General features: G+C 67.1%; 22 protein-coding genes. 11 read left to right on the top strand and 11 right to left on the bottom strand.

From position 1 onward, the window contains the following. The first annotated feature begins 50 nt into the window (after nt 1-50). From prfA to ACWMMN_RS02260, 5 genes are all read left to right on the top strand, one after another. Nucleotides 51-1,133, top strand: a complete 1,083-nt coding sequence (gene prfA, locus ACWMMN_RS02280; RefSeq protein ID WP_059236409.1) for a peptide chain release factor 1 — start codon at nt 51-53, stop codon at nt 1,131-1,133. A gap of 7 nt (nt 1,134-1,140) precedes the next feature. Next, nucleotides 1,141-1,983: a peptide chain release factor N(5)-glutamine methyltransferase gene (prmC, locus tag ACWMMN_RS02275; protein WP_059236924.1), complete on the top strand. Its 843-nt coding sequence runs from the start codon at nt 1,141-1,143 to the stop codon at nt 1,981-1,983. A gap of 67 nt (nt 1,984-2,050) precedes the next feature. Continuing rightward, a complete protein-coding gene (grxD, locus tag ACWMMN_RS02270) occupies nt 2,051-2,362 on the top strand; it encodes a Grx4 family monothiol glutaredoxin (protein WP_006753626.1) in 312 nt (103 codons plus the stop codon). Nucleotides 2,363-2,375: 13 nt separating this feature from the next. Then, entirely contained in the window at nt 2,376-2,972 is a 597-nt protein-coding gene (locus ACWMMN_RS02265) for a UbiX family flavin prenyltransferase (RefSeq protein WP_059236411.1), read from the top strand. A gap of 208 nt (nt 2,973-3,180) precedes the next feature. Beyond that, complete coding sequence (locus ACWMMN_RS02260) at nt 3,181-3,972, top strand: DODA-type extradiol aromatic ring-opening family dioxygenase (protein ID WP_059236413.1); 792 nt, start codon at nt 3,181-3,183, stop codon at nt 3,970-3,972. Nucleotides 3,973-4,079: 107 nt separating this feature from the next. On the opposite strand, the gene ACWMMN_RS02255 is transcribed toward ACWMMN_RS02260, so the two are convergent. Then, nucleotides 4,080-5,678: an APC family permease gene (locus tag ACWMMN_RS02255; protein WP_059236415.1), complete on the bottom strand. Its 1,599-nt coding sequence runs from the start codon at nt 5,676-5,678 to the stop codon at nt 4,080-4,082. Between the two features lie 420 nt (nt 5,679-6,098). Here ACWMMN_RS02255 and ACWMMN_RS02250 point away from each other — a divergent pair, with 420 nt between their 5' ends. Next, on the top strand, nt 6,099-6,302 hold the full coding sequence (locus tag ACWMMN_RS02250) for a cold-shock protein (protein WP_006477070.1): 204 nt from the start codon (nt 6,099-6,101) through the stop codon (nt 6,300-6,302). 103 nt (nt 6,303-6,405) lie between these two features. Here ACWMMN_RS02250 and ACWMMN_RS02245 read toward each other — a convergent pair whose 3' ends face one another. The 3 genes from ACWMMN_RS02245 to ACWMMN_RS02235 form a co-directional block, all read right to left on the bottom strand. Next, entirely contained in the window at nt 6,406-7,656 is a 1,251-nt protein-coding gene (locus ACWMMN_RS02245; protein WP_256085517.1) for an Hsp70 family protein, read from the bottom strand. Between the two features lie 188 nt (nt 7,657-7,844). Beyond that, nucleotides 7,845-8,450 carry a nitroreductase family protein gene (locus ACWMMN_RS02240; protein WP_059236419.1) on the bottom strand — a complete coding sequence of 202 codons (606 nt, stop codon included), beginning with the start codon at nt 8,448-8,450 and terminating at the stop codon, nt 7,845-7,847. Between the two features lie 157 nt (nt 8,451-8,607). Then, a complete protein-coding gene (locus tag ACWMMN_RS02235) occupies nt 8,608-9,891 on the bottom strand; it encodes an MFS transporter (RefSeq protein WP_059236421.1) in 1,284 nt (427 codons plus the stop codon). Nucleotides 9,892-10,110: 219 nt separating this feature from the next. On the opposite strand from ACWMMN_RS02235, the gene ACWMMN_RS02230 reads away from it, so the two are divergent. Then, nucleotides 10,111-10,731, top strand: coding sequence for a TetR/AcrR family transcriptional regulator (locus tag ACWMMN_RS02230; protein WP_256085516.1), 621 nt, complete (start codon nt 10,111-10,113; stop codon nt 10,729-10,731). Between the two features lie 76 nt (nt 10,732-10,807). Continuing rightward, nucleotides 10,808-11,380 carry a DUF1415 domain-containing protein gene (locus ACWMMN_RS02225; protein ID WP_059236425.1) on the top strand — a complete coding sequence of 191 codons (573 nt, stop codon included), beginning with the start codon at nt 10,808-10,810 and terminating at the stop codon, nt 11,378-11,380. Nucleotides 11,381-11,408: 28 nt separating this feature from the next. Here the strand turns inward: ACWMMN_RS02225 and ACWMMN_RS02220 are convergent, their stop codons facing one another. From ACWMMN_RS02220 to ACWMMN_RS02205, 4 genes are all read right to left on the bottom strand, one after another. Then, nucleotides 11,409-12,299: a class I SAM-dependent methyltransferase gene (locus tag ACWMMN_RS02220; protein WP_486422945.1), complete on the bottom strand. Its 891-nt coding sequence runs from the start codon at nt 12,297-12,299 to the stop codon at nt 11,409-11,411. Between the two features lie 89 nt (nt 12,300-12,388). Beyond that, complete coding sequence (locus ACWMMN_RS02215; RefSeq protein WP_486422944.1) at nt 12,389-13,528, bottom strand: methyltransferase; 1,140 nt, start codon at nt 13,526-13,528, stop codon at nt 12,389-12,391. 136 nt (nt 13,529-13,664) lie between these two features. After that, nucleotides 13,665-13,997, bottom strand: a complete 333-nt coding sequence (locus tag ACWMMN_RS02210) for a YegP family protein (protein ID WP_486422943.1) — start codon at nt 13,995-13,997, stop codon at nt 13,665-13,667. Between the two features lie 153 nt (nt 13,998-14,150). Then, nucleotides 14,151-14,645 carry an LEA/WHy family protein gene (locus ACWMMN_RS02205; protein WP_059236430.1) on the bottom strand — a complete coding sequence of 165 codons (495 nt, stop codon included), beginning with the start codon at nt 14,643-14,645 and terminating at the stop codon, nt 14,151-14,153. A gap of 641 nt (nt 14,646-15,286) precedes the next feature. On the opposite strand from ACWMMN_RS02205, the gene ACWMMN_RS02200 reads away from it, so the two are divergent. After that, nucleotides 15,287-17,455: a M1 family metallopeptidase gene (locus ACWMMN_RS02200; RefSeq protein ID WP_059236432.1), complete on the top strand. Its 2,169-nt coding sequence runs from the start codon at nt 15,287-15,289 to the stop codon at nt 17,453-17,455. A 121-nt stretch (nt 17,456-17,576) separates the two neighbouring features. On the opposite strand, the gene ACWMMN_RS02195 is transcribed toward ACWMMN_RS02200, so the two are convergent. Continuing rightward, entirely contained in the window at nt 17,577-18,497 is a 921-nt protein-coding gene (locus ACWMMN_RS02195) for a LysR family transcriptional regulator (RefSeq protein WP_486422942.1), read from the bottom strand. Nucleotides 18,498-18,658: 161 nt separating this feature from the next. Between ACWMMN_RS02195 and ACWMMN_RS02190 the strand changes: the two genes are divergently transcribed. Beyond that, nucleotides 18,659-19,636 carry a quinone oxidoreductase family protein gene (locus ACWMMN_RS02190; RefSeq protein ID WP_486422941.1) on the top strand — a complete coding sequence of 326 codons (978 nt, stop codon included), beginning with the start codon at nt 18,659-18,661 and terminating at the stop codon, nt 19,634-19,636. Nucleotides 19,637-19,660: 24 nt separating this feature from the next. Next, nucleotides 19,661-19,813 carry a DUF1427 family protein gene (locus ACWMMN_RS02185; RefSeq protein WP_081051886.1) on the top strand — a complete coding sequence of 51 codons (153 nt, stop codon included), beginning with the start codon at nt 19,661-19,663 and terminating at the stop codon, nt 19,811-19,813. A 21-nt stretch (nt 19,814-19,834) separates the two neighbouring features. Here ACWMMN_RS02185 and ACWMMN_RS02180 read toward each other — a convergent pair whose 3' ends face one another. Beyond that, complete coding sequence (locus ACWMMN_RS02180; protein WP_059236436.1) at nt 19,835-20,863, bottom strand: transporter; 1,029 nt, start codon at nt 20,861-20,863, stop codon at nt 19,835-19,837. A 207-nt stretch (nt 20,864-21,070) separates the two neighbouring features. Continuing rightward, on the bottom strand, nt 21,071-22,051 hold the full coding sequence (locus ACWMMN_RS02175) for a phage tail protein (protein WP_486422940.1): 981 nt from the start codon (nt 22,049-22,051) through the stop codon (nt 21,071-21,073). Nucleotides 22,052-22,064 lie beyond the last annotated feature (13 nt).

The following is a 22,064-nucleotide window of genomic DNA, read 5'->3' as shown; positions in this document are numbered from 1 at the left end:
CGGCCTATCCTTTCCGAATACCCCTTTGCCCGGGAGCGCCGCTCCACACCATGAAGACGAGCATGCAACGCAAGCTCGACCAGCTGTCCACACGGCTGGCCGAACTGAACGATCTGCTGAGCCGCGAAAACGTCACGGCCGACCTCGACCAATACCGCAAGCTGACGCGTGAACATGCGGAACTCGGCCCGGTCGTCGAGCAGTACGCGCTGTGGCGCCAGTCGCGCAGCGACGAGACGGCCGCACAGGAGCTGCTCGCCGATCCGTCGATGCGCGACTTCGCGGAAGACGAGATCCGCAGTGCGCGTGACGGCATGGCGCGCCTCGAGACCGAGCTGCAGAAAATGCTGCTGCCGAAGGATCCCAACGACGACCGCAACATCTTCCTCGAAATCCGCGCGGGCACCGGCGGCGACGAATCGGCGCTGTTCGCGGGCGACCTGTTGCGCATGTACCTGCGCTTCGCGGAACGCCAGCGCTGGCAGGTCGAAATGATGTCGGAGAGCGCGTCGGATCTCGGCGGCTACAAGGAAGTGATCGTGCGGATCGCGGGCCAGGGCGCGTACTCGCGCCTGAAGTTCGAATCGGGCGGCCATCGCGTGCAGCGCGTGCCGGCCACCGAGACGCAGGGGCGCATCCATACGTCCGCATGCACGGTCGCGGTGATGCCGGAAGCCGACGAAATCGGCGAAGTCGAGATCAATCCGGCCGATCTGCGCATCGACACGTTCCGCGCATCCGGCGCCGGCGGCCAGCACATCAACAAGACCGATTCGGCGGTGCGCGTCACGCACATCCCGACCGGGATCGTCGTCGAATGCCAGGACGACCGCTCGCAGCACAAGAACAAGGATCGCGCGCTGAAGGTGCTCGCCGCGCGCATCAAGGACAAGCAGTATCACGAACAGCATGCGAAGGAAGCCGCGACGCGCAAGAGCCTGATCGGCTCCGGCGACCGCTCCGAACGGATCCGCACGTACAACTTCCCGCAAGGCCGGATGACCGACCACCGGATCAACCTGACGCTGTACCGGCTCGAGGCGATCATGGACGGCGATCTCGACGAACTGATCGGCGTGCTCGTCACCGAGCACCAAGCCGAGCTGCTTGCGTCGCTCGGCGAAGCCGACTGAGGCCGCGATGTCCGACACCACCGCCGACGACCTGCTGCGCGCGTCGCCGCTCGACGCGGTCGATGCGCGCGTGCTGCTCGCGCATGCGCTCGGCTGGACCCGCACGCAGTTGATCACGCGCGGCGACGCACCGCTTGATGCGGCCGCGGTCGAGCGCTACCGCGCGCTCGAAGCGCGCCGTGTCGCCGGCGAGCCCGTCGCACAGCTGGTCGGGATGCGCGAGTTCTTCGGCCGCCCGTTCGACGTGACCGCCGACGTGCTGATCCCGCGCCCCGAAACCGAACTGCTCGTCGAAGCCGCGCTCGATGCGATCGACGGACTGCCGCATCCGGCCGTGCTCGATCTCGGCACCGGCAGCGGCGCGATCGCCGTGTCGATCGCGGCCGAACGTCCCGATGCGCGGGTGTGGGCGCTCGACCGTTCGCCGGCCGCGCTCGCCGTCGCGCAACGCAACGCGGACAAGCTGCTCGACGCACGTCGCCCCGGCGGCCCGCTGCAGTGGCTGCAAAGCGACTGGTACGCGGCGCTCGATCCGGCGCTCGTGTTCGACGCGATCGTCAGCAACCCGCCGTACATTGCGCAGCACGATCCGCACCTCGCGCAGGGCGACCTGCGTTTCGAGCCGCGCGGCGCGCTCACCGACGATGCCGACGGCCTCAGCGCGATCCGCACGATCGTCGCGGGCGCCGGCACCTGTCTGAAACCGGGCGGCACGCTCTGGATCGAGCACGGCTACGATCAGGCCGAAGCCGTCCGTGCGATCCTCGCGTCGCACGGCTTCGTCGCGGTCGAATCGCTCGCCGATCTCGCCGCCATCGAACGCACGACCGGCGGCCGCCTGCCGGGCTGATGCCCGGCCCGCCCGGTTGAAATCCGCTATCATTTCGATCTAACGCCCCGCAAACGCAAGGTCAGTCATGGACACCCAACAACGTATCAAGCAAATCGTCGACGAAAACCAGGTCGTGCTCTTCATGAAGGGCAACGCGCAATTCCCGATGTGCGGCTTCTCGGGCCGCGCCGTGCAGGTGCTGAAAGCCTGCGGCGTCGACCAGTTCAAGACGGTCAACGTGCTCGAGGACGACGAAATCCGCCAGGGCATCAAGGAGTTCTCGAACTGGCCGACCATCCCGCAGCTCTACGTGAAGGGCGAATTCGTCGGCGGCTCGGACATCATGATGGAGATGTACCAGTCGGGCGAACTGCAGCAACTGTTCGCCGCCGCGTAACGCCCCCCTGTCGATGGCATCTCCCAGCGCGCCGCCACGCCGGCTGATCGTCGCGATCACCGGCGCCACCGGCGCGATCTACGGCGTGCGGCTGCTCGACCTGCTGCGCGCCGCTGGCGGCGTCGAGACGCATCTGCTGATTTCGAACGCCGGCTGGCTCAACATCCAGCATGAACTGAAGCTGCCGAAAGCCGATGTCGAAAGCCGCGCGGACGTCGTGCACTCGGTGCGCGACGTCGGCGCGACGATCGCGTCGGGCTCGTTCGCGACCGACGGGATGGTGATCGCACCCTGCTCGATGAAGACGCTCGCGAGCGTCGCGCACGGGCTGTCCGACAACCTGATCACGCGCGCAGCCGACGTCACGCTGAAGGAACGCCGCCGTCTCGTGCTCATGGTGCGCGAAACGCCGTTCAACCTCGCGCATCTGCGCAACATGACCGCCGTCACCGAAATGGGCGGCATCGTCTTTCCGCCGCTGCCCGCGTTCTACGCGATGCCGAAGACGATCGAGGAACTCGTCGACCAGACCGTCACGCGCGTGCTCGACCTGTTCGCGCTCAGCGCCCCGCAGACGACACCGTGGGCCGGTATCCGGCACGCGCAGTAAGCGGCATCAGCCCCCTTCTTCGCGCATCTTCGCCGATTCAAACGGCAATTCATTCGATTTCCAGCACACTGACGGCCACCCGCGCCGACAGGCATTGCATTGCGCCGATTATCAACAAACAGGCACCAATCAAATTCATGGATGCCGATTTATCAATGTACGGTGCACGCCTATAGTCACAGGCAAACCCTTTTCGCAGGCCACCACCATGAACCGCTTGCCTTCGCTGTACCTGTCCCACGGCGCCCCGACGCTGCCGATCGACCCGACGCTGCCGTCCGGCGCATTCACGCACCTCGGCGCCGAATTGCCGCGCCCGCGCGCGGTGCTGATGCTGTCCGCACACTGGGGCACGCAACGGCCGGTCGCGAGCATCACCGCGCATCCGGAAACGATCCACGATTTCTACGGTTTCCCGCAGGCGCTGTACGAGATCCGCTATCCGGCTCCGGGTGCGCCCGATGTCGCCGAGCGCGCGGCCACGCTGCTGGACGCGGCCGGCATCGCGACCGCGACGACGGAGCGCGGCCTCGACCACGGCGCGTGGGTACCGATGCTGCTGATGTTCCCGGAGGCTGATGTGCCGGTCGCGCAGCTGTCGATCCAGCCGCGCGCGGACGCCGCGCATCACTTCGCGCTCGGCCGGGCGCTGCGACCGCTGCGTGACGAAGGCGTGATGGTGATCGGCTCGGGCCAGATCACGCACAACCTGCGCGCGGCCGATTTCGGCGCCGCACCCGAGGATGCGGACCCGCGTGTCGCGGAATTCACCGACTGGTTCGAGGCGAAGCTCGCCGCACGCGACGTCGATGCACTGCTCGACTACCGCCGGCAGGCGCCGCACGCGGCGCTGATGCATCCGACCGACGAGCATTTGCTGCCGGTCTTCACGGCGCTCGGCGCGGCCGACGACGACTACCAGCTCGGCATCCAGTCGCTCGGCACCTACCAGCGCGTACTCGCGATGACGAACTACGTGTTCGCAAGCGCCGACGCCTGAGCCGCGACGCAATCGTCGACGCCAACAAAAAGCCCGCCCGAGCGATGCTCGGGCGGGCTTTTCGTTGTTGCATCCTGCCGCCGCCGAATCCGGCAACAGGTCAGGCGTCAGGCACCGATCCCTTCGAGGATCTCGTCGTGCGACTCGCGCTCGTCGAGATACTTGGTCCGGTAGCCGGTATTCACGCCCCAGAAGTAGAACACCAACGCGATCGCCGCAACGACCAGCATGTCCCAGCCGTACGGCAGGTAGCCGTGACCGCCGAATTCCTTGCTGCCGATCAGCGACAGCACGGCCATCGTCGGCAGGTACGCAACCAGCCACCATGCCGCCTTCAGGTCGGCACCCCAACCGCTCCAGCCCGACTTCGCCTGGAAGAAGAAGTACACCGGCAGTGCGACGACCATCAGCAGGATGATTTCGCCCGTCAGCGGCCACTTCGCCCAGTACAGGATCAGCGACGCGCACACGAATGCGAACGGTGCGATCAGCTTCATCAGCGGAATCGACAGCGGACGCTCGATGTCGGTCGCCGCGCGGCGCAGCGCCATCAGGCTGATCGGGCCGGTCAGGTACGAGATCACCGTTGCGACCGAGATCACGGCTGCGAGCGAGCTCCAGCCGCGGAAGAAGAACAGGAAGATGAACGACACGAGCAGGTTGAACCACATCGCCTGGCGCGGCACACCGTAGATCGGGTGCACGTTGCCGAACATCTTCGGCATCGTGTTGTTGCGCTCCATCGCGTAGATCATCCGCGTGGTCGTCGCCATGTAGGTCGTGCCGGTGCCGCTCGGGCTGACGAACGCGTCGACGTACAGCAGGATCGCGAGCCAGTTCAGGTTCAGCGCGATCGCGAGTTCCGCGAACGGCGACGAGAAGTTGAAGTGCGCCCAGCCCTTCGCGACGTCAGCCGGATTCACCGAGCCGATGTACGCCATCTGCAGCAGCACGTAGATCACGAGCGCGATCAGGATCGACGTGATCACCGCGAACGGCACGCTGCGCGACGGATTGCGCGCTTCGCCCGCCAGGTTCACGGGACTCTGGAAACCGTTGAACGCGAACACGATGCCGCTCGTCGCGACCGCGGTCAGCACCGCCGACCAGCCGTACGGCGCGAAGGCCGCATTCGATGCGGTGCCGAGGTTCTCCGAATGGAAGCTCGTCAGCATCAGGCCGAGGATCGTGGCGCCCGGGATCAGGAACTTGAAGATCGTGATCGCGGTGTTCGCACGCGCAAAGGCCTTCACGCCCCAGTAGTTCAGCAGGAAGTAGATGACGACCAGCACGGCCGACAGCAACAGGCCTGGTGTGGTCAACTCGCCGTTCACGAACAACGCATGCGCCCATGGATATGGCCACGTGCTCATGTACTGGATCGACGCCTCGGCCTCGATCGGGATCACGGATACGATCGCAATCCAGTTGGCCCATGCGCTGATGAAGCCCACCAGCGAACCGTGCGAGTAGCGCGCATAGCGCACCATCCCGCCCGACTCAGGGAACATCGCGCCCAGTTCCGCGTACGTCAGTGCAATCGCGAGAATCACGACCGCGCCGATAATCCATGCACAGATCGCCGCCGGACCGGCGATCTTCGCGGCTTTCCAGGCGCCGAACAGCCAGCCCGAGCCGATAATCGAACCCAGTCCCGTCAGCATCAATGCAAACGGGCCGATGTTCCGTTGAATAGAACTCTTCACATCCTCTCCTGTGTCTCAAAAAGCATGGTCGGCCTGCGGTCCGGGATCGGCTCGGACAGCACCGCGCACGCATTCTTGGGGGGACGCGTCACCCGATCAGGGCAACCCGTCCACGCGGCGCGTAGTTTAACGGTTGCACCTCAAACGTGCCGCCAAAATCGTTCGGCCCCTACAAAAAATTCGCATCGCTTGCAAGCTTTGTAAACCCGATCTCCGCAATAACCCTGAGAGTATGGGAATACGGTTGACCATGAACGCGATTGGCCGTATAAAGGACTTCGCAGGATTTCAAGTGGCGAGTGAATTGGTTCTTTCGTAGTTCGCCCATCAACGGTACTCCGGTTGGTCCTATTACCCCTTCCTTGATTTTCCGCACCCCATGGGCCTCGGCCCCGTTTTATCTTTTTAGGAACAAGTAACATGGCAACCGGTACCGTCAAGTGGTTCAATGACGCAAAGGGCTTCGGCTTCATCACCCCGGAAGGCGGCGGCGACGATCTGTTCGCGCACTTCTCGGAAATCCGCGTCGAAGGCTTCAAGACGCTGCAAGAAAACCAGAAGGTTGAATTCGAAGTGAAGACGGGCCCGAAGGGTCTGCAAGCTGCGAACATCCGTCCGGTCTAAGCTTGGCGCGATAATTCGTGTAAAAAAGCCCCGCTTCGGCGGGGCTTTTTTGTTTTCGGGCGTCGGTGCGGCATGGCGGCTACGCCATACCGCCGACCGCCATTCAGCCGAACAATCGCTGTGCGTGAATACCGAGCCCCGTCGCGACACTCGCGAGGCGGTCGCCGAATACCGGCTGCGCATCCGGGAATGCGCCGGCGAGCGCGCCCGACAGGAACGCGAGCCCGGTCGAACCGCCGGTGAAATACAGCGCGCCGACGTCGCGCGGCGCAACGCCCGCGAGCCGCACCGTCTCGCGCGCGGCGTCGACGATGCGTGAGGTGTCGTCGCGGCTCGCATCGACGAGACGGTCCGAGTCGAATGCGATCAGCAGATCTTCTTCCACGTCGTTCAGGTTGATCATCGTCTCCCCGCCCGCCGCAACACCGATCTTCGCTTCTTCCGCGCGCGCCATCAGCGCGTGCCCGAGCCGCTGCTCGACCACGCTCGTGAGCCGGTCGTACTGCCGCACGTCCTGGTACAGGTGCTTCATCAGCGTCAGCTCGCCGGCCCGCTTCGGCGTATAGACCGTGTTGATCAGGTGCCAGGTCGCGAGATCGAAGTAGATCTTGTTCGGCAACTCGCGCCCTTCCGGATCGAGCGAACGGTAGCCGAATGCGGGCAGGATCGCCGCCAGTTCGACACGCCGGTCGTAGTCGGTGCCCGCGACGTGCACGCCGTGGTGTGCCAGCACGTCGTCCTTGCGCTCGAGCCGCGCCATCCGGTCGGGCCCGACGCGCACCAGCGAGAAGTCGGACGTGCCGCCGCCGATGTCGGCGACCAGCACGAGGCGCTCGGCCTGCTGGCGCGATTCGTAGTCGAATGCGGCGGCAATCGGTTCGTACTGGAAGTGCACGTCCGCGAAGCCGACCGATTGCGCGGCCGCCTCGAGCTGATCCTGCGCGAGGCGGTCGGCGCGCGGATCGTCGTCGACGAAGAACACGGGCCGGCCGAGCACTGCACGGCCGATCGGCGCGCCCGCGCGCGCTTCGGCCTTGCGCTTCAGGTGCGTCAGGAAGCGCGCGATGATTTCGGTGTACGCGATCGCGCTGCCGTCGCCGAGATCGGTCGTCGTCTCCGCGAGCGGCGAGCCGAGGATGCTCTTCATCGAGCGCATCAGCCGGCCGTCGAAGCCGTCGATATAGGAAGCCAGCGCCGCACGGCCGTACTCGACCGTCTCTTCGTCGTTGTTGAAGAAGATCGCGGTGGGCAGCGTCAGGTGGTCGCCCTCGACGGGCGCGAGGCGCATGCCGTCGCCGTCGGGCAGCGCCACGGCGGAATTGGACGTGCCGAAATCGATCGCGCAGTAAGTCATGGGAAGTTGCCGCAGCAGGGCCGGCGCGAAAACGGAAAGGACGGGCTTTTTAACATGAAGCCCGCGGGATCACAACCGGGGCCGGCCACCGGTGCCGCTCGACGCGCGCCGATGGCGACGGCGCGCGGTGCGGCGCGCCGGGGACACATGCGAACGGGATGCACGATGCAGCCCGCCCGCTTGCGCGGTCAGGCTGCCGCGTCGAAGCTCTTCTTCCACGCGCCCGCATAGACAACTTCGCCGATCGCATGGCGCGTACGCGGCGCCTTTTCGCGGTCGCGCAGCACCGGATCGAGCTTGTCGACGTTGCCGTAGTGGCCGAGCGAGATGATCGACAGGATCGCGACGTCGGCCGGAATCGCGAACGCGTCGCGAAACGCCTTCGCGTCGAAACCGCTCATCTGGTGTGCGGCGAGGCCAAGCGCGTGCGCCTGCAGCACCAGCGACATCGCGGCGGCACCCGCGTCGTACGACGCGGTCGGCGCCGGCTCGCCCTTCGGCGTCAGCGTGTGCGCGGTCACCGCGATCAGCACGGGCGCCGGCGCGTTCCAGCCCTGGTTGAACGGCACCAGCGTCGCGAACGCGCGCTTGAATGCGTCTTCGTCCTGCGCGCGATCGAATACGACGAAACGCCAGGGCTGTGCGTTATACGCGGACGGGGCCCAGCGCGCGGCTTCGAGTACTGCGTGCAGATCGCCGGCGCTGACGGGCTCGTCCGAATAGGCGCGCGGGCTCCAGCGGCCTGCGATCAGATCGTGAATCGAAACAGTGGTGGGAGCAGGTTTGACGGACATGCGGTTCCTCGCTGACATCGATGAAGGGGCGCGAACGCCCGGCGAACCGCAAGCATACCCGCTTGAGCGGCTGCGCGCCCGATCCTCCCGCGCTATGCAAATCTGCGTGCCTGCATTGGCCGGCCGCAGCGTGTGCGGCCGGCCGGGCTCATCGTGGTCAGGCTGCCTGCGCAGCCGCGCGCGACGGACCGCGGTTGATCCGCAGCACGATCAGCGCGCCGACGATGCACAGTCCGCCCGAGATCATCGATGCGATCGTGTAGGTGCCGAGGCTCGCACGCAGCAGCCCTGCGCCGAGCGCCGCGAACGCCGCGCCGAGCTGGTGGCCGGCGACGATCCAGCCGAACACGACCGGCGCCGCGGCCTTGCCGAACACGTCGGTTGCGAGCCGCACGGTGGGCGGCACGGTCGCGATCCAGTCGAGCCCGTAGAACATCGCGAACAGCGGCAGCCCGAAGAAGTCGATCCCGAATGCATGCGGCAGGTAGATCAGCGACAGGCCGCGCAGCCCGTAGTACCAGAACAGCAGCACGCGGTTGTCGTAGCGGTCGGACAGCCAGCCCGACAGCGTCGTGCCGAACAGGTCGAACACGCCCATCGCCGCGAGCAGCGATGCGCCCTGCACTTCGGTCATCCCGTAGTCGCTGCACATGGCGATCAGGTGCGTGCCGACATAACCGTTGGTGCTCGCGCCGCAGATGAAGAAGCTGAAGAACAGCAGCCAGAAATCGCGCGAACGGCTCGCCATCAACAGCGTGCGGAACGCAACCGCGAGCGGGTTCTCCTTCGACGCGTCCGGCGCGGCCGGCGCATCGGCCGGTTCGCCGTACGGGCGCAGTTGCACGTCGGCCGGCCGCTCGGGCAGCAGGAAGGCAACGAGCGGAATCACGATCGCAGCCGCCACCGCGACGACCAGCACGACCGGCCGCCAGCCGTGGTGCTGCGCGATCGCCGCGAGCATCGGCAGGAACACGAGCTGGCCGGTGGCCGTGCTCGCGGTCAGGATCCCCATCACGAGGCCGCGCCGCGCATGGAACCAGCGCGTGACGAAGGTCGCGGACAGCGTCAGCGCGACGACGCCCGTCGAGCAGCCAACCATCAGGCCCCAGATCACGACCATCTGCCAGCTCTGCGTCATCATCGACGACAGCGCGACACCCACGCTCATCGTCACGAGCGCGGTGAGGATCGTCGGACGCAGCCCGAAGCGCTGCATCGCGGCGGCCGCGAACGGGCCCGTCAGGCCATACAGCGCGATGTTCACCGAAATCGCCAGCGAAATCGCCGCCCGGCTCCAGCCGAGCTCGCGCTCGAGCGGCACCATCAGCACGCTCGGCGTCGCGCGCGTGCCGGCTGCCGCCAGCAGGATCAGGAATACCACCGCCGCCGCGAGCCATCCGTAATGGAAGCGCCCGCCGATTCGTGTCACTGCCCAGTTCATCTTCGCGTTCTCCAGTTGGCGGTTCCGGCGCCATCGCGCCCGCTCCGCCCCAACCAGGCCACCTCCGCCGCACATTTCAACATCGGCTGACCCGGGCCGACGCTTGGCATTTGTCTGTTGATCCGGCCGCGATTGTTACCGACCGGTCACAAGTGTGTTGCGATCGTAGTTACCAGTCGGTAACATGTCAAGCAATTCACTATGCAGCCGAGGGTCATCATGTCGGGCATCGAGATCGCCAAACCGCTGGCGCGCCGCACGCGCCGGCCGATGGACGGCGCCACCGCGCAGGAGCACCTGCTGCGCGCCGCCGAGGAGCTGTTTTACAAGGAAGGGGTTCGCACGGTCGGCGTCGAGGCCGTCGTGGAGCGCGCGGGCGTCAACAAGATGAGCCTGTACCGCCAGTTTTCGTCGAAGGACGAGCTGATCCTCGCGTATCTGGAGCGGATGGATGCGTGTTTCTTCGAGCGCCTCGATACGAGCGCCGCGAAACATCCGGGCCAGCCGAAGGCGCAGTTGATCCAGTATTTCGTCGACCTTGCCGAGCGCGCGACGCAGAAGGACTATCGCGGCTGCCCGTTCGTCAACGTCGCCGCCGAATTTCCGGACGCGTCGCACCCGGCGCGCGAGCGCGTCGCGCAGAACAAGGAACAGCTGATGAAGCGGCTCGTCGCGCTATGCGAGGGCGCCGGCGCGCGGCAACCGAAGGCGCTGGCCGACGCGCTCGCGCTGGTGGTCGAAGGTATCTACGCGGCGAGCCAGACCTACCGGCACGGCGAAACGCCGATCGGCACCGCGCCGGCGCTCGTCACGCAGTTGATCGAAGCCGCGTGCGCTTGACCGGGCGCATGCGCCCGAGCGCGGCGGGCCCGCTACAATGCGGCCCTCGCCGCTCCTCCGCCCGACTGGTTTCACCATGACCGATACCCGCCCCGAATCGCACGACGACATCCTCGCCGCCACGCGGCACTGGCTCGCGCGCGCGGTGATCGGGCTCAATCTGTGCCCGTTCGCGAAAAGCGTCTATGTGAAGGAACAGGTGCGCTACGCGATCAGCGAAGCGACGACGCTGGAAGACGCACTCGCCGAACTCGAAACCGAGCTACGCGCGCTCGACGCAGCGGACCCGCAGCAGGTCGACACGACGCTCGTGATCTTCCCGCATGCGTTCGCCGATTTCGTCGACTACAACGATGCGCTGTTCTTTGCCGAGCGGCTCGTGCAGCAACTGCGGCTCGACGGCGTGCTGCAGATCGCGAGCTTCCATCCGCAATACCGGTTCGAAGGCACCGGGCCCGACGACATCGAGAACTACACGAACCGCGCGCCGTACCCGATCCTGCACCTGCTGCGCGAAGACAGCATCGCGCGCGCGGTCGACGCGTTCCCGGACGCGTCCGCGATCTACGAAAAGAATCAGGAAACACTGCGCCGCCTCGGCCACGACGGCTGGCGCGAATGGATGCGCCGGCCGGGCGACGACGTCTGACGCGCTGCGCGGGCGCGCGGGCTGCGCGTCAGCCTTCGGCCGGCTCGACGGCGTCGCCGCCCGCTGCCGCGGCTTGCGCCACGAAGAAGCGCTCGTTCAGTTCGGCGAGGCCGAACATCCCGAGGATCTCGTTCAACCGCTCGCCGGGCCGCCGGCGCGGCAGGTTCTTGTACTGCGCGACGATCAGCTCGTTCTTCATCGAATGCTCCCAGCCGACCAGTTCGGTCACGCTGACCTGGTAGCCGTGCGCTTCGAGCTGCAGGCAGCGCAGCACGTTGGTGATCTGGCTGCCGAATTCGCGCGTATGCAGCGGATGCCGCCACACCTCGGTCAGCGCATTCGCGAGCGACTTGCCCTTGTTCTTGCGCAGCACGCCTGCGACTTCCGCCTGGCAGCACGGCACCAGCACGATGTGCTGCGCGCGCTTCGCGAGCGCGAAGCGGATCGCGTCGTCGGTCGCCGTGTCGCAGGCATGCAGCGCGGTGACGACATCGACGGTTTCGGGTAGCTGCGGCGACGTGATCGAATCGGCGACCGACAGGTTCAGGAACGACATGCCGTCGAACCCGAGCCGCGCGGCCAGCTCGATCGAGCGCGTGACGAGCGCCTCGCGCGTCTCGATCCCGTACACGTGCGACGCGAACGCCGGCGTGCCGTGCCCCGACTGCTGCTTGAAGAACAGGTCGTACAGGATGAAGCCGAGATACGACTTGCCGGCACCGTGATCGACGAGCGTCACGTTGCTTTTTTCGGCCTGCACGCCGGCGAGCAACGGCTCGATGAACTGGAACAGGTGATAGACCTGCTTCAGCTTGCGGCGGCTGTCCTGGTTCAGCTTGCCGTCGCGGGTCAGGATGTGCAGTTCCTTCAGCAGTTCGACGGACTGCTCCGGGCGGATTTCGTGGGTCTGGTTCGACATCGTGATGCGGCGCCGGGCCACGGTCGGTCGACCACGGCCCGGCGGCGGGAATTCGTGAGGAATGGCGACAGTTTACCGAAAATGCGCGGTCAGGCTCGGACTCGCGCGCCGAGCCGCCACAGCGACGTGACCTCGGCCTGGCGCGCCGCGTGCAGCGGATCGTCGGCGTCCGTCGATTTCGGGTGCGCGGGACGGATGTCGTCGCGGCCGAGCACGACGAGGCCCGCTTCGTCGATCCATTGCAGCAGCGTGTCGCGCGGCCGCAGGCCGAGATGTTCGGCGAAATCGGACAGGATCAGCCAGCCTTCGCCGCCCGGCTCGAGGTGCGCGGCGAGCCCCGCGAGGAAGCCGCGCAGCATGCGGCTGTCGGGGTCGTAGACCGCGTATTCGATCGGCGCGCTTGGCCGGGCCGGCACCCAAGGCGGGTTGCAGACCACGAGCGGCGCACGGCCGGCCGGAAAGAGATCGGCCTCGACGACGTCGACCTGGCCGGCATGACCGAGCCGCGCGACGTTCTCGCGCGCGCAGGCCAGCGCGCGCGGATCCTGGTCGGTTGCGACGATGCGCGCGACGCCGCGCGATGCGAGCACGGCCGCCAGCACGCCCGTGCCGGTACCGATGTCGAACGCGAGCGACGTCGCCGGCAGCGGGGCACGCGCCACGAGTTCGACGTATTCGCCGCGCACCGGCGAGAACACGCCGTAGTGCGGGTGAATCGGCGCACCGCCGAGCGCCGGGATCGGCACCCCCTTCTTGCGCCACTCATGCGCGCCGACGAGGCCGAGCAGTTCGCGCAGCGACACGACCGACGGCGCGCCGCCGGGCCCGTACGCTTCCTCGCAGGCGGCGCGCACGTCGGGCGCGCGGCGCAGCGGGACCGTGTAATCGGCGTCGAGCGGGATCAGCAGCATGCCGAGCGTACGGGCGCGCTGCGACTGCGCGAGGCGATGCAGGTTGAATGCATCGACGCCGGCCGCGGTTTTCGCCTTCTTCGGCTTGCGTTCGACACGGCGCGCCATCGCCTGCACGAGCTGGCGCGCATTCTGGAAATCGCCCTGCCAGACGAGCGCGGTGCCCTCGCATGCAAGGCGGTAGGCCACGTCGGCCGTGAGGCGGTCGTCGGCGGGCACCGCACGCTTCGGCGGTTGCACGCCGGCTTCGGAGCGCCAGCGCACGGCATGATCGGCGCCGTCGGCGTCGGCCCAGTGGAAAACGGGGAAATCGGTCACGCGAACTCGGTTACGGTTGGCTTCAACGGCGGCGGGAATTCACCGCGCGGACCACACCATACCGCGCTTTGCCCGACCCGGCAAAACAGGCGCCGCGACGCGGGCCCGAAGGCGCCCGTCGCGGCGCAACCGGCGATCAGGCCAGATCGAACGCTTCCGCAACGGGCGCATCGCGCTTGACGGCCGCAATGCCGTTCTCGCGTGCTTGCACGCTCGAGTAGGTTTCACTGGTACCGATGACCTGGTGATTCGCGGACTTCAGGTTGAACATCGGCTCACCGTTGTGGGCGAGCTTGCGCTCGTAACGATGGTCCAGCTGTGCATTTTCACGCACGGACGCGATCCCGTTTCTCGCGCCGCTTTTCTCCTGGTACCGCTCGCTCGCGAGGATGATCTCGCCGTTCGCCGACTTCAGGTGGAAGTAGTACTGACCGTTCGTGGCTTGCTTGATCTCGAATTTTGCCGCCATGGTTTTCTCCTGGAAGAATGTCCGGCCCTCGGACACCGGCCAGTCTATGGGCATCGTCGGAGAAAATCGAGATCGCATCAGAATGAACGTTGAAGACCGTCAATTAGTCAATTTTCGGCAATATTTGGCCGATGTTGACCGCGACCGCACGAACTACCCGCCCCACCCCGGCATCGCCGGCAGACGCAGCGTGCCCGCGTCGTTGAAGTGCACGGTACCGAGCACGCCGCCGGCGAGCCGGCCGCGCAGCGCATACGGCAGCTCGCCGTTCGCGGCCGCGCCGGGCAGGTTCCACGCCTGCCGCGCGGCGGCGAAAGCCGATACCGAAACGGGCACGTCGAGCACGGCCTCGCCGAAACGCGGCACGGTGCCCGTTCGATCGCTGACGCCACTCGCGAACGGCGTGCCGTTCAGGTCGAGCGCGACCGAAATGCCGTCATAGTCGATCGGGGCATCGTTCGGATTCTGCACGCGCAACTTCAGGCTGAAACGCATCTCGAGCCCCTGCCCGACGAGCGGGTCGAGCCCGACGACCGTCACGCTCAACGGCGCGCGCGTCAGCCCCGCGCAACCGCCGAGCAGGAACACGGCGGTGAACAGCAGCGGCATGGCGCGCAGCAGCGCGATACGGAACAGGGCACGTGGCATGGGAAGGCCTCCTCGCGGCGATCGGTGAGCGGGTCGTCGAGGCATTGTACCGAGCATGCCGCCTCACGCCGGATTTCGTAGTTTTCGCCGCGACGCCAGATCGTTAATAGATTAAAACTACGAAATCGCCAGCTAAACGGAAAGCGAATTAATGACTTCCAGCATTCAATGAAGCGCGGAGAATTCGATAGATGCTCTTTCTAAATTTTTCGTTTCCTTTACCCAAAACCATCAAGTATATTTACGCATCCTTGGAGCAAGCCGACAAACCTTGAAGCCGCATGACGGCGAATTTACGGAACGGCGACACGCCTTCCTTCCGTCCTGCGGACTGGCCCGGCCAGCCCCGTAGGTCGTCGGTTCAAAGGGATCGCGCGCCCGCGCCGGGCGTGCGGCCCGGTGTCGTGCGCGCGAAATCAATTCAGTACAACACGCGTCCGGCCATTTTGAACCGGCAAGTTAACCAATATCCGGAAATCCAGAGGGGGCAGTAAGCCATGATTACCTACACGTAGTCGGCTACCGTCTTTTCGAATAATCCGTCATTGCCATTTTTTCGCCGTCGATTAACGGCGAGGGGATTGCTTTTGCCGGCGTTTTCGCAGCACTGAACGATTCTTTCTACAATCGAGGTTTCAGTCATGTCGATTCATATTCGCAAGATGCGTTATCTGCCGCTCGTCGCCGCACTGGCACTCGCCGGGTGCGGCGGCGACGACGGCGGTGCAGGCTCCGCTTCCGCGCTCAGCTCCGCCGGCGCGCCGCATACGGGCTCGTCGCCCGCCGTCACCGCGCCGCCGAGCGCGTCCAACGTCGACAAGAGCGTGTCGCCTGTCGAGTTGCCGGACACCGTGGTGCCCGTGAACTACCGGCTGTGGTTCCGCCCGAACGAAGCGCTGAACGCGTTCGACGGCCGCGCCGATGTCGAAATCAAGGTGCTGAAGCCGGTCAACAACATCGTGATCGCCGGCCACCGGATCAAGTTCACGAACGGCCGCATCACGCTGCAGCCGGGCAACATCCAGCTGATCGCGACCCCGCAGGACAAGGGCGACTTCTATCAGCTGCGCCCCGTGAGCGGCACGATCTCGCCGGGCAACTATTCGCTGCACATGGAGTGGTCGGGCATCATCAACTTCAAGTCGTATGACGATCCGGTCGCGAAGACGGGCGGCAGCTGCGGCGACGATCCGTATCCGGGCTGCTCGGCCGCGGAAGGCATCTTCCGCGTCGACCTGAAAGGCACCGACGGCAAGACGAGCGGCGCGATCCTGACCCAGGGCGAAACCAACCTGTCGCGCCAGTGGTTCCCCGGCTGGGACGAGCCGGCCTTCCGCCCGACCTATGAAGTGACGGCCGAAGTGCCGCAGAGCTGGCGTGTCGTGTCGAACGCGGCCGAGAAGCCGTCGACCAACGTCGGCGGCGGCTACAAGCTCGTGCAGTTCGACAAGACCCCGCCGATGCCGTCGTACCTGCTGTTCTTCGGCGGCGGCCTGTTCGACACCTACGAGGACGACTTCACGAGCCCGCTGCCGGGCGGCAAGGGCGGCCTGCACCTGCGCGTGTTCACGCCGCCGGGCATGAGCGACTGGGCGAAGCCGGCGATGGATCGCACCAAGCAGGCCCTCGACTTCTACTACCGCTACACGGGCATCGCGCTGCCGCTGACGAAGTTCGACACGGTGGCCGCGAACGACGCGTTCAAGGATCAGAAGGACCTGAACTTCGGCGGGATGGAGAACTGGGGATCGATTCTCGAGTTCGCCGACGACATCCTGCCGCAGCCGGGCCAGCCGATGTCGCACTACGGCAACGAGGTGCTGACGCACGAAGTCGCGCACCAGTGGTTCGGCGATCTCGTCACGGCCGACTGGTGGGACAACGTGTGGCTCAACGAGTCGTTCGCGACGTTCTTCGAGACGAAGACGACGATCCAGTTCTTCCCCAACGAGTTCAGCTGGCTCGACCAGGTGAAGAACAAGTACCGCGTGATCAATCGTGACATCGGCCCGAACGCATTCCCGGTCGCGCCGAACTTCAACGGCTGGGCGTCGAACGACTTCGTGCTGAGCGCCAGCGCGTTCACGTACGACAAGGGCGGCCACGTGCTGAAGACGCTCGAGAACTATCTCGGCGAGCAGACGCTGCGCAAGGGCCTGCAGCAGTACCTGGTCGACTACTCGTTCGGCAACGGTACGCCGAAGCGCCTGTGGGATGCCCTGTCGAAGGAAAGCGGCCAGGCGATCGGCCCGATCGGCGACAGCTTCGTGCGCCAGACCGGCGTGCCGCTGATCTCGCTCGACACGCAGTGCGACCTGACGAAGAACCAGACGGTCATCACGCTGAAACAGCAGCCGTTCCCGAACAAGAACGCGTATCCGGGCGTGCAGTGGACGGTGCCGATCACGCTCGCGTACGGCCAGGGTCTCGCGAAACGCACGACGCTCGCGCTGAAGGACACGCAGACGCAGACGCGGATCGACGGCTGCACGGGCGTGGTCGCCGACCCGAGCGGTCTCGACTACTACGTCGTGAACTACAGCGACGCGGCCTGGAGCGGGCTGCTCACGCAGGTCAACGGCTCGACCGATCCGGTGCTGCTGTCGAACCTGAAGAGCGAAGCCGCGCTGCTCGTCGCGAACAACCTCGCGCCGGCCTCGCGCTCGACGTCGATCGGCTCGGTCGCTTCGCCGGCCGCGATGAAGCTGCGCCAGACGCCGACCTTCGGCGGCGTCGAGCTGACGACGAAGGAACGCCCGGCACTGCACTATCAGGGCGTCTTCAAGCCGCGCAAGGTAGTGACGCAGTAACGGTGCGCCTCCGGCCGGTGCCGCGCAGCCCGCGGCGCCGGCCGGCGTACCGGCTTCTCCGACCTTTGACGGGCCTCGCATGCGAGGCCATTTTTTATTTCCGCGCGGCGCCCGCTCGCCGTCACGCCCACGCGGCGTCCCACGCCGGCTGCGCAAACCACGTGGCGAGAAACGCGACGAGCCGCGAGGTGCGCGCACTGCCGCGCGCCTGCTGGCGCAACACGTGGATCGTCGCCGGTTCGGGCGCCGCTGCGTACTGCGGCAGCACCGCATGCAACCGTCCGTCTCGCAGCGCGTCCCCGGCGAGCCAGGTCGGCAGGTGCGCGAGTCCGAGCCCGTCGATCGCCGCTTCGAGCAACGCCTCCGAGTGATTGCTGCGAAACCGCGGCTGCACGGGCACGTGGCGACGCTCGCCGAAGCGCCACGCGCCCGGCGGCGGCGTGCCATGCCATGCGAGACAGTCGTGACCGGCGAGCGCGTCCGGCGATGCGGGCGCACCGCGCCGCGCGAGGTACGCACCGCTCGCGCACAGCACGCGCCGTTGCGGCGCCAGCGTCGTCGCGACGAAGCGCGTGTCCTCGAGCGGGCCGATGCGCACCGCGAGGTCAACGTCGGAGCCGAGCCGCGCGCCCTGCAGGTCGACCATGCTGTCGGTCAGCACCAGGTCGACCTGCAGCGCCGGATGACGCTGCATGAACGCGGCCAGCGCGGCCATCAGGTGCCGCCGGCCGAACGGCGCCGGGCAGTCGACGCGCAGCAGCCCGCCCGGCTCGTCGTGCTGGCTGTGCAGATCCTCCTGCAGGCCGCGCAGTTCGGCCAGCATGCGCGTCGCGCGCCCGTACAGCAGCTGCCCGGCCTCGGTCGGCCGCAGCGCGTGCGTGGTGCGATGCAGGAGGCGGATGCCGAGCTGCGCTTCGAGGCGATCGATGCGCCGCGTGACCGACGACGCGGCGACGCCGAGCCGGCGCGCCGCCGCCGAGAAACTCTGCTGGTCGACCACGTCGACGAACAGCGCCAGGTGCGGGGAAAGGAAGTCGTCCATTCGTGACCTTCGGTTTGGGCTATGCGGAAAACGCAAAACAATCATCCACCTTTGCACGTTTCCGCGTCAAACCGGGCCTACTAGACTGCATGCATCGTTTTCATCCGCCGCACGCGCCGGCCTGCCGGGCCGCGCGGCAGCCATCCGTCACGGAGATCATCATGCGCAGCATCCGCTTCGACACCCCCGCCGCCGACATCGAGTCGCTCGACGCCCGGGTCCGGGAAATCGACACGCCCGTACCGGCAGGCGCCCAGATGCTGATCGAGGTGCGCGCGGCCGGCGTGAACCCGAGCGACGTGAAGGCCGCGCTCGGCCGCATGCCGCACGCGGTGTGGCCGCGTACGCCCGGGCGCGATTGGGCCGGCATCGTGCGCAGCGGCCCCGACGGCTGGATCGGCGCGCCGGTGTGGGGTTCGGGCGGCGATCTCGGCGTCGGGCGGGACGGCTCGCACGCGCAATGGCTCGTGCTGGATGCCGCACACGTGCGCCGCAAGCCGGCCGTGCTGACGCTCGACGAAGCGGCCGGCGTGGGCGTGCCGTTCGTCACCGCGTACGAGGGCCTGCGCCGCGCCGGCATGCCGGCGGCCGGCGACGTCGTGCTCGTGTTCGGCGCGAACGGCAAGGTCGGCCAGGCCGCGATCCAGCTCGCGAGCGCGCGCGGCGCGACCGTGATCGGCGTCGAGCGCAGCGCCGGCGGCTATCGCGGCCACGCGTCGGGCGACGTGCACATGATCGACGCGTCGAAGGAACAGGTGACCGACGCGGTACGCGCGGCCACCGGCGGCCACGGCGCGGACATCGTCTACAACACGGTCGGCAGCCCGTATTTCGAAGCCGCGAACGCATCGATGGCGATCGGCGCGCGGCAGATCTTCATCTCGACGATCGACCGCAGCGTACCGTTCGACATCTTCGCGTTCTATCGCGGCCAGCATACGTTCGTGGGGATCGATTCGCTGCAGCTCGGCGGCGACGCGGTCGCGCAGATCCTCGACACGCTCGCGCCCGGCTTCGGCAACGGCACGCTGCGTCCGTTCCCGATCGGCGACGACTACGTGTACCCGCTCGAGCGCGCGCACGACGCCTACCGCGCGGTGCTGGCCGGCGCGCGCGAGCGCGTGATCCTCAAGCCCTGACGCCGGACCGCACGGGAGACCGCCATGATGGATTACGTGACCTCGCTCGCGGTGGGCCTCGGCGTCGGCGTGCTGTACGCGCTGCTGCACGTGCGCTCGCCGGCCCCGCCGCTCGTTGCGCTCGTCGGCCTGCTCGGGATGGTGATCGGCGAACGCGCGATCGCGTTGCTGCGTTGATACGGTGATGCGGCGCTTGCGCTAGCGGTCGTTGCGGCGCCGGAACGCCCACCATGCGGCCAGCGCCGTGAAGCCCGCAACGAGCAGCACCATCATCCAGAAGCCGTGCTTGTTCTCCGAGAACGGCACGCCGCCGACGTTCATCCCGAAGAAGCCGGCGACGATGTTGATCGGCAGCGCGATCACGGTCACGAGCGTCAGCGTGAACAGCGTCCGGTTGTTCTGCTCGTCGAGGCGCGAGCCGATCTCTTCCTGCAGCAGCTTGATCCGCTCGTTGAGTCCCGCGAGATCGGCGAGCACCAGCGAGAACTCTTCGGTCGATTCGCGCAGCTCCTGCACGTCTTCCATATGCAGCCACGCGGGCGGCTTCGCGAGCAGCCGGAAGATCGAGCCGGGCTCCGGCGCGAGCATGCGCTGCAGGCGCGTCAGCGTGCGGCGCATCGCGCCGAGTTCGATGCGGCTCGACGTGAGCCGCTGCGACAGGAAGCGATCCTCGATGCGGTCGACGTCGACGCTCGTGCGCCGCATGATCTGGCTCAGCAGGTCGGCCTGGTCGCGCAGCAGATGCACGAGCAGTTCCGCAGGCGACCGGAACTGCTCGCCGTCGCGCACGCACGCGCGCAGCGTGTCGACCGAACGCAACGGCTTGAGCCGTGCGGTCACCATGATGCGCCGCTCGACGTGGACGAACAGCGTCGCGATCTCCGACGGCGTCAGCTCGAGGTTGAACATCACGTCGTTGACGATCGCGCGCAACGCGCCGTCTTCCTGCTCGATGCGTGTCGAACGCGAGCCTTCGTGAAGGAATTCGAAGAAGCTGTCGGGCAACCCGAGATGCGTGCGCATCCAGCGCTCGCTCGCGCCGTGCGCGAGATTGAAGTGCAGCCAGACGAAATCGCCCGATGCGCCCGCGCCGTGCTCGCGGCACGTGCGCAGCCACGCGGCGGCCGCGTCGGCATCGAGCATCGCGCCGGATCCGCCCGGAACGAAGCGGAATCCGCACACCATGCCGGACGTATCCGCGCCGTAAGTCTGTACGATCAGGTCCATCGTGTCGAAGGTCGTGCGGCGCGCGCCGCGCCGCGCATCGCGGGTCGCGAGCCCGCGCCGGGAAAGGAAAGGAGACGTATGCCCGACGGGCGTGACGCACGCGTGACAGTCTCAGGCCGCATCATACCGGCAGCTTCCCCGCCCCCCAAAGCAACGCGCCGCCCAACGGGCGGCGCGGACAAGACCGGGCGGCATGCGCAGGACGCGTTACTGCCGCGTCTCCGACTGGGCGGCGCTCGGGCACGCGGGATCCTTGCCCCAGTGGCCGTCGCACACGCGCCAGCGGCACAGCTGATCCTCGAAGAAACCGCGCTCCGAACACTCCTTCACGCGCGCCCCCAGCGAGCCGCCGGTCGCCGCGGCCGCCTTGGTCGGCACGGCCTGCCCCTTCTGGGCGGCGAGTTTCTTGTCGGCCGGCTTCGTGCGCGCGACGAGCGCCGCGAGCAGATCGGCATCCGGATCGTCCTTCCCGCCAGCCTTCGCGGTACGGGCCGGCGTCGCATCGCGACGCTTCTTCGCCTGCGCGAGTTCGGCCTGCTGTTCCTTGTGATGCTTGCGGGCTTCCGCCTTCGCATCGGCCTTCGTGTCGGCCTTGCCGTGCGCGGCGACCTTCGCGCTCTTCGCGGCGTCGGCCTTCGCGGCCTTGGTCGTCGCGGCTGCGGCGGCCGCGGCAGTTTCGGCCGCACCGGCCGTGGCCGCGCCCGACGCGTCATCGGCGCCATTGGCAAGTGCGCGCGACAGGCGGCTGCCGTCCGCGGCAGACGCGGACGAAGCGGATGCGGATGCAACGGCCTGGGAGGCTGCATCGTCGTTGACGATCGTGGCCGGTTGCACAGCGGATGCGGCGGACGCGCCATTCTGCGCGACCTGTACGGCCGTATCGCTGGCCGGTGCGGCCTTGGCCGGCGCAGCCGCTGCGGGCGGCGTCACGGCCGCGACGGCAGCGGGTTGCTCGCCCGACGGCTGCTGCATGCGCCATGCGCCCCAGCCGCCGACGGCCACCACCAAAGCAACGACGGCCGCGATCGGCGCCTTCAGCGAACGGCGCGGCGGCTCGGCGGGCGGCGTGACACGTCCTTCCAGATCCGCGAGAATGCGCGACTGCCGAGGTCCTCCCTCGCCTGCCGGTTTAGTATCGGACAGCAGGCTGGGCGGAGTTTTCGAATTTGAATTTTCCGGCGCACTCATTCAGCGTCTCATT

Source organism: Burkholderia cepacia complex sp. TUM26381, assembly GCF_057439935.1.
This window is presented reverse-complemented; position numbering and strand designations above follow the sequence as displayed.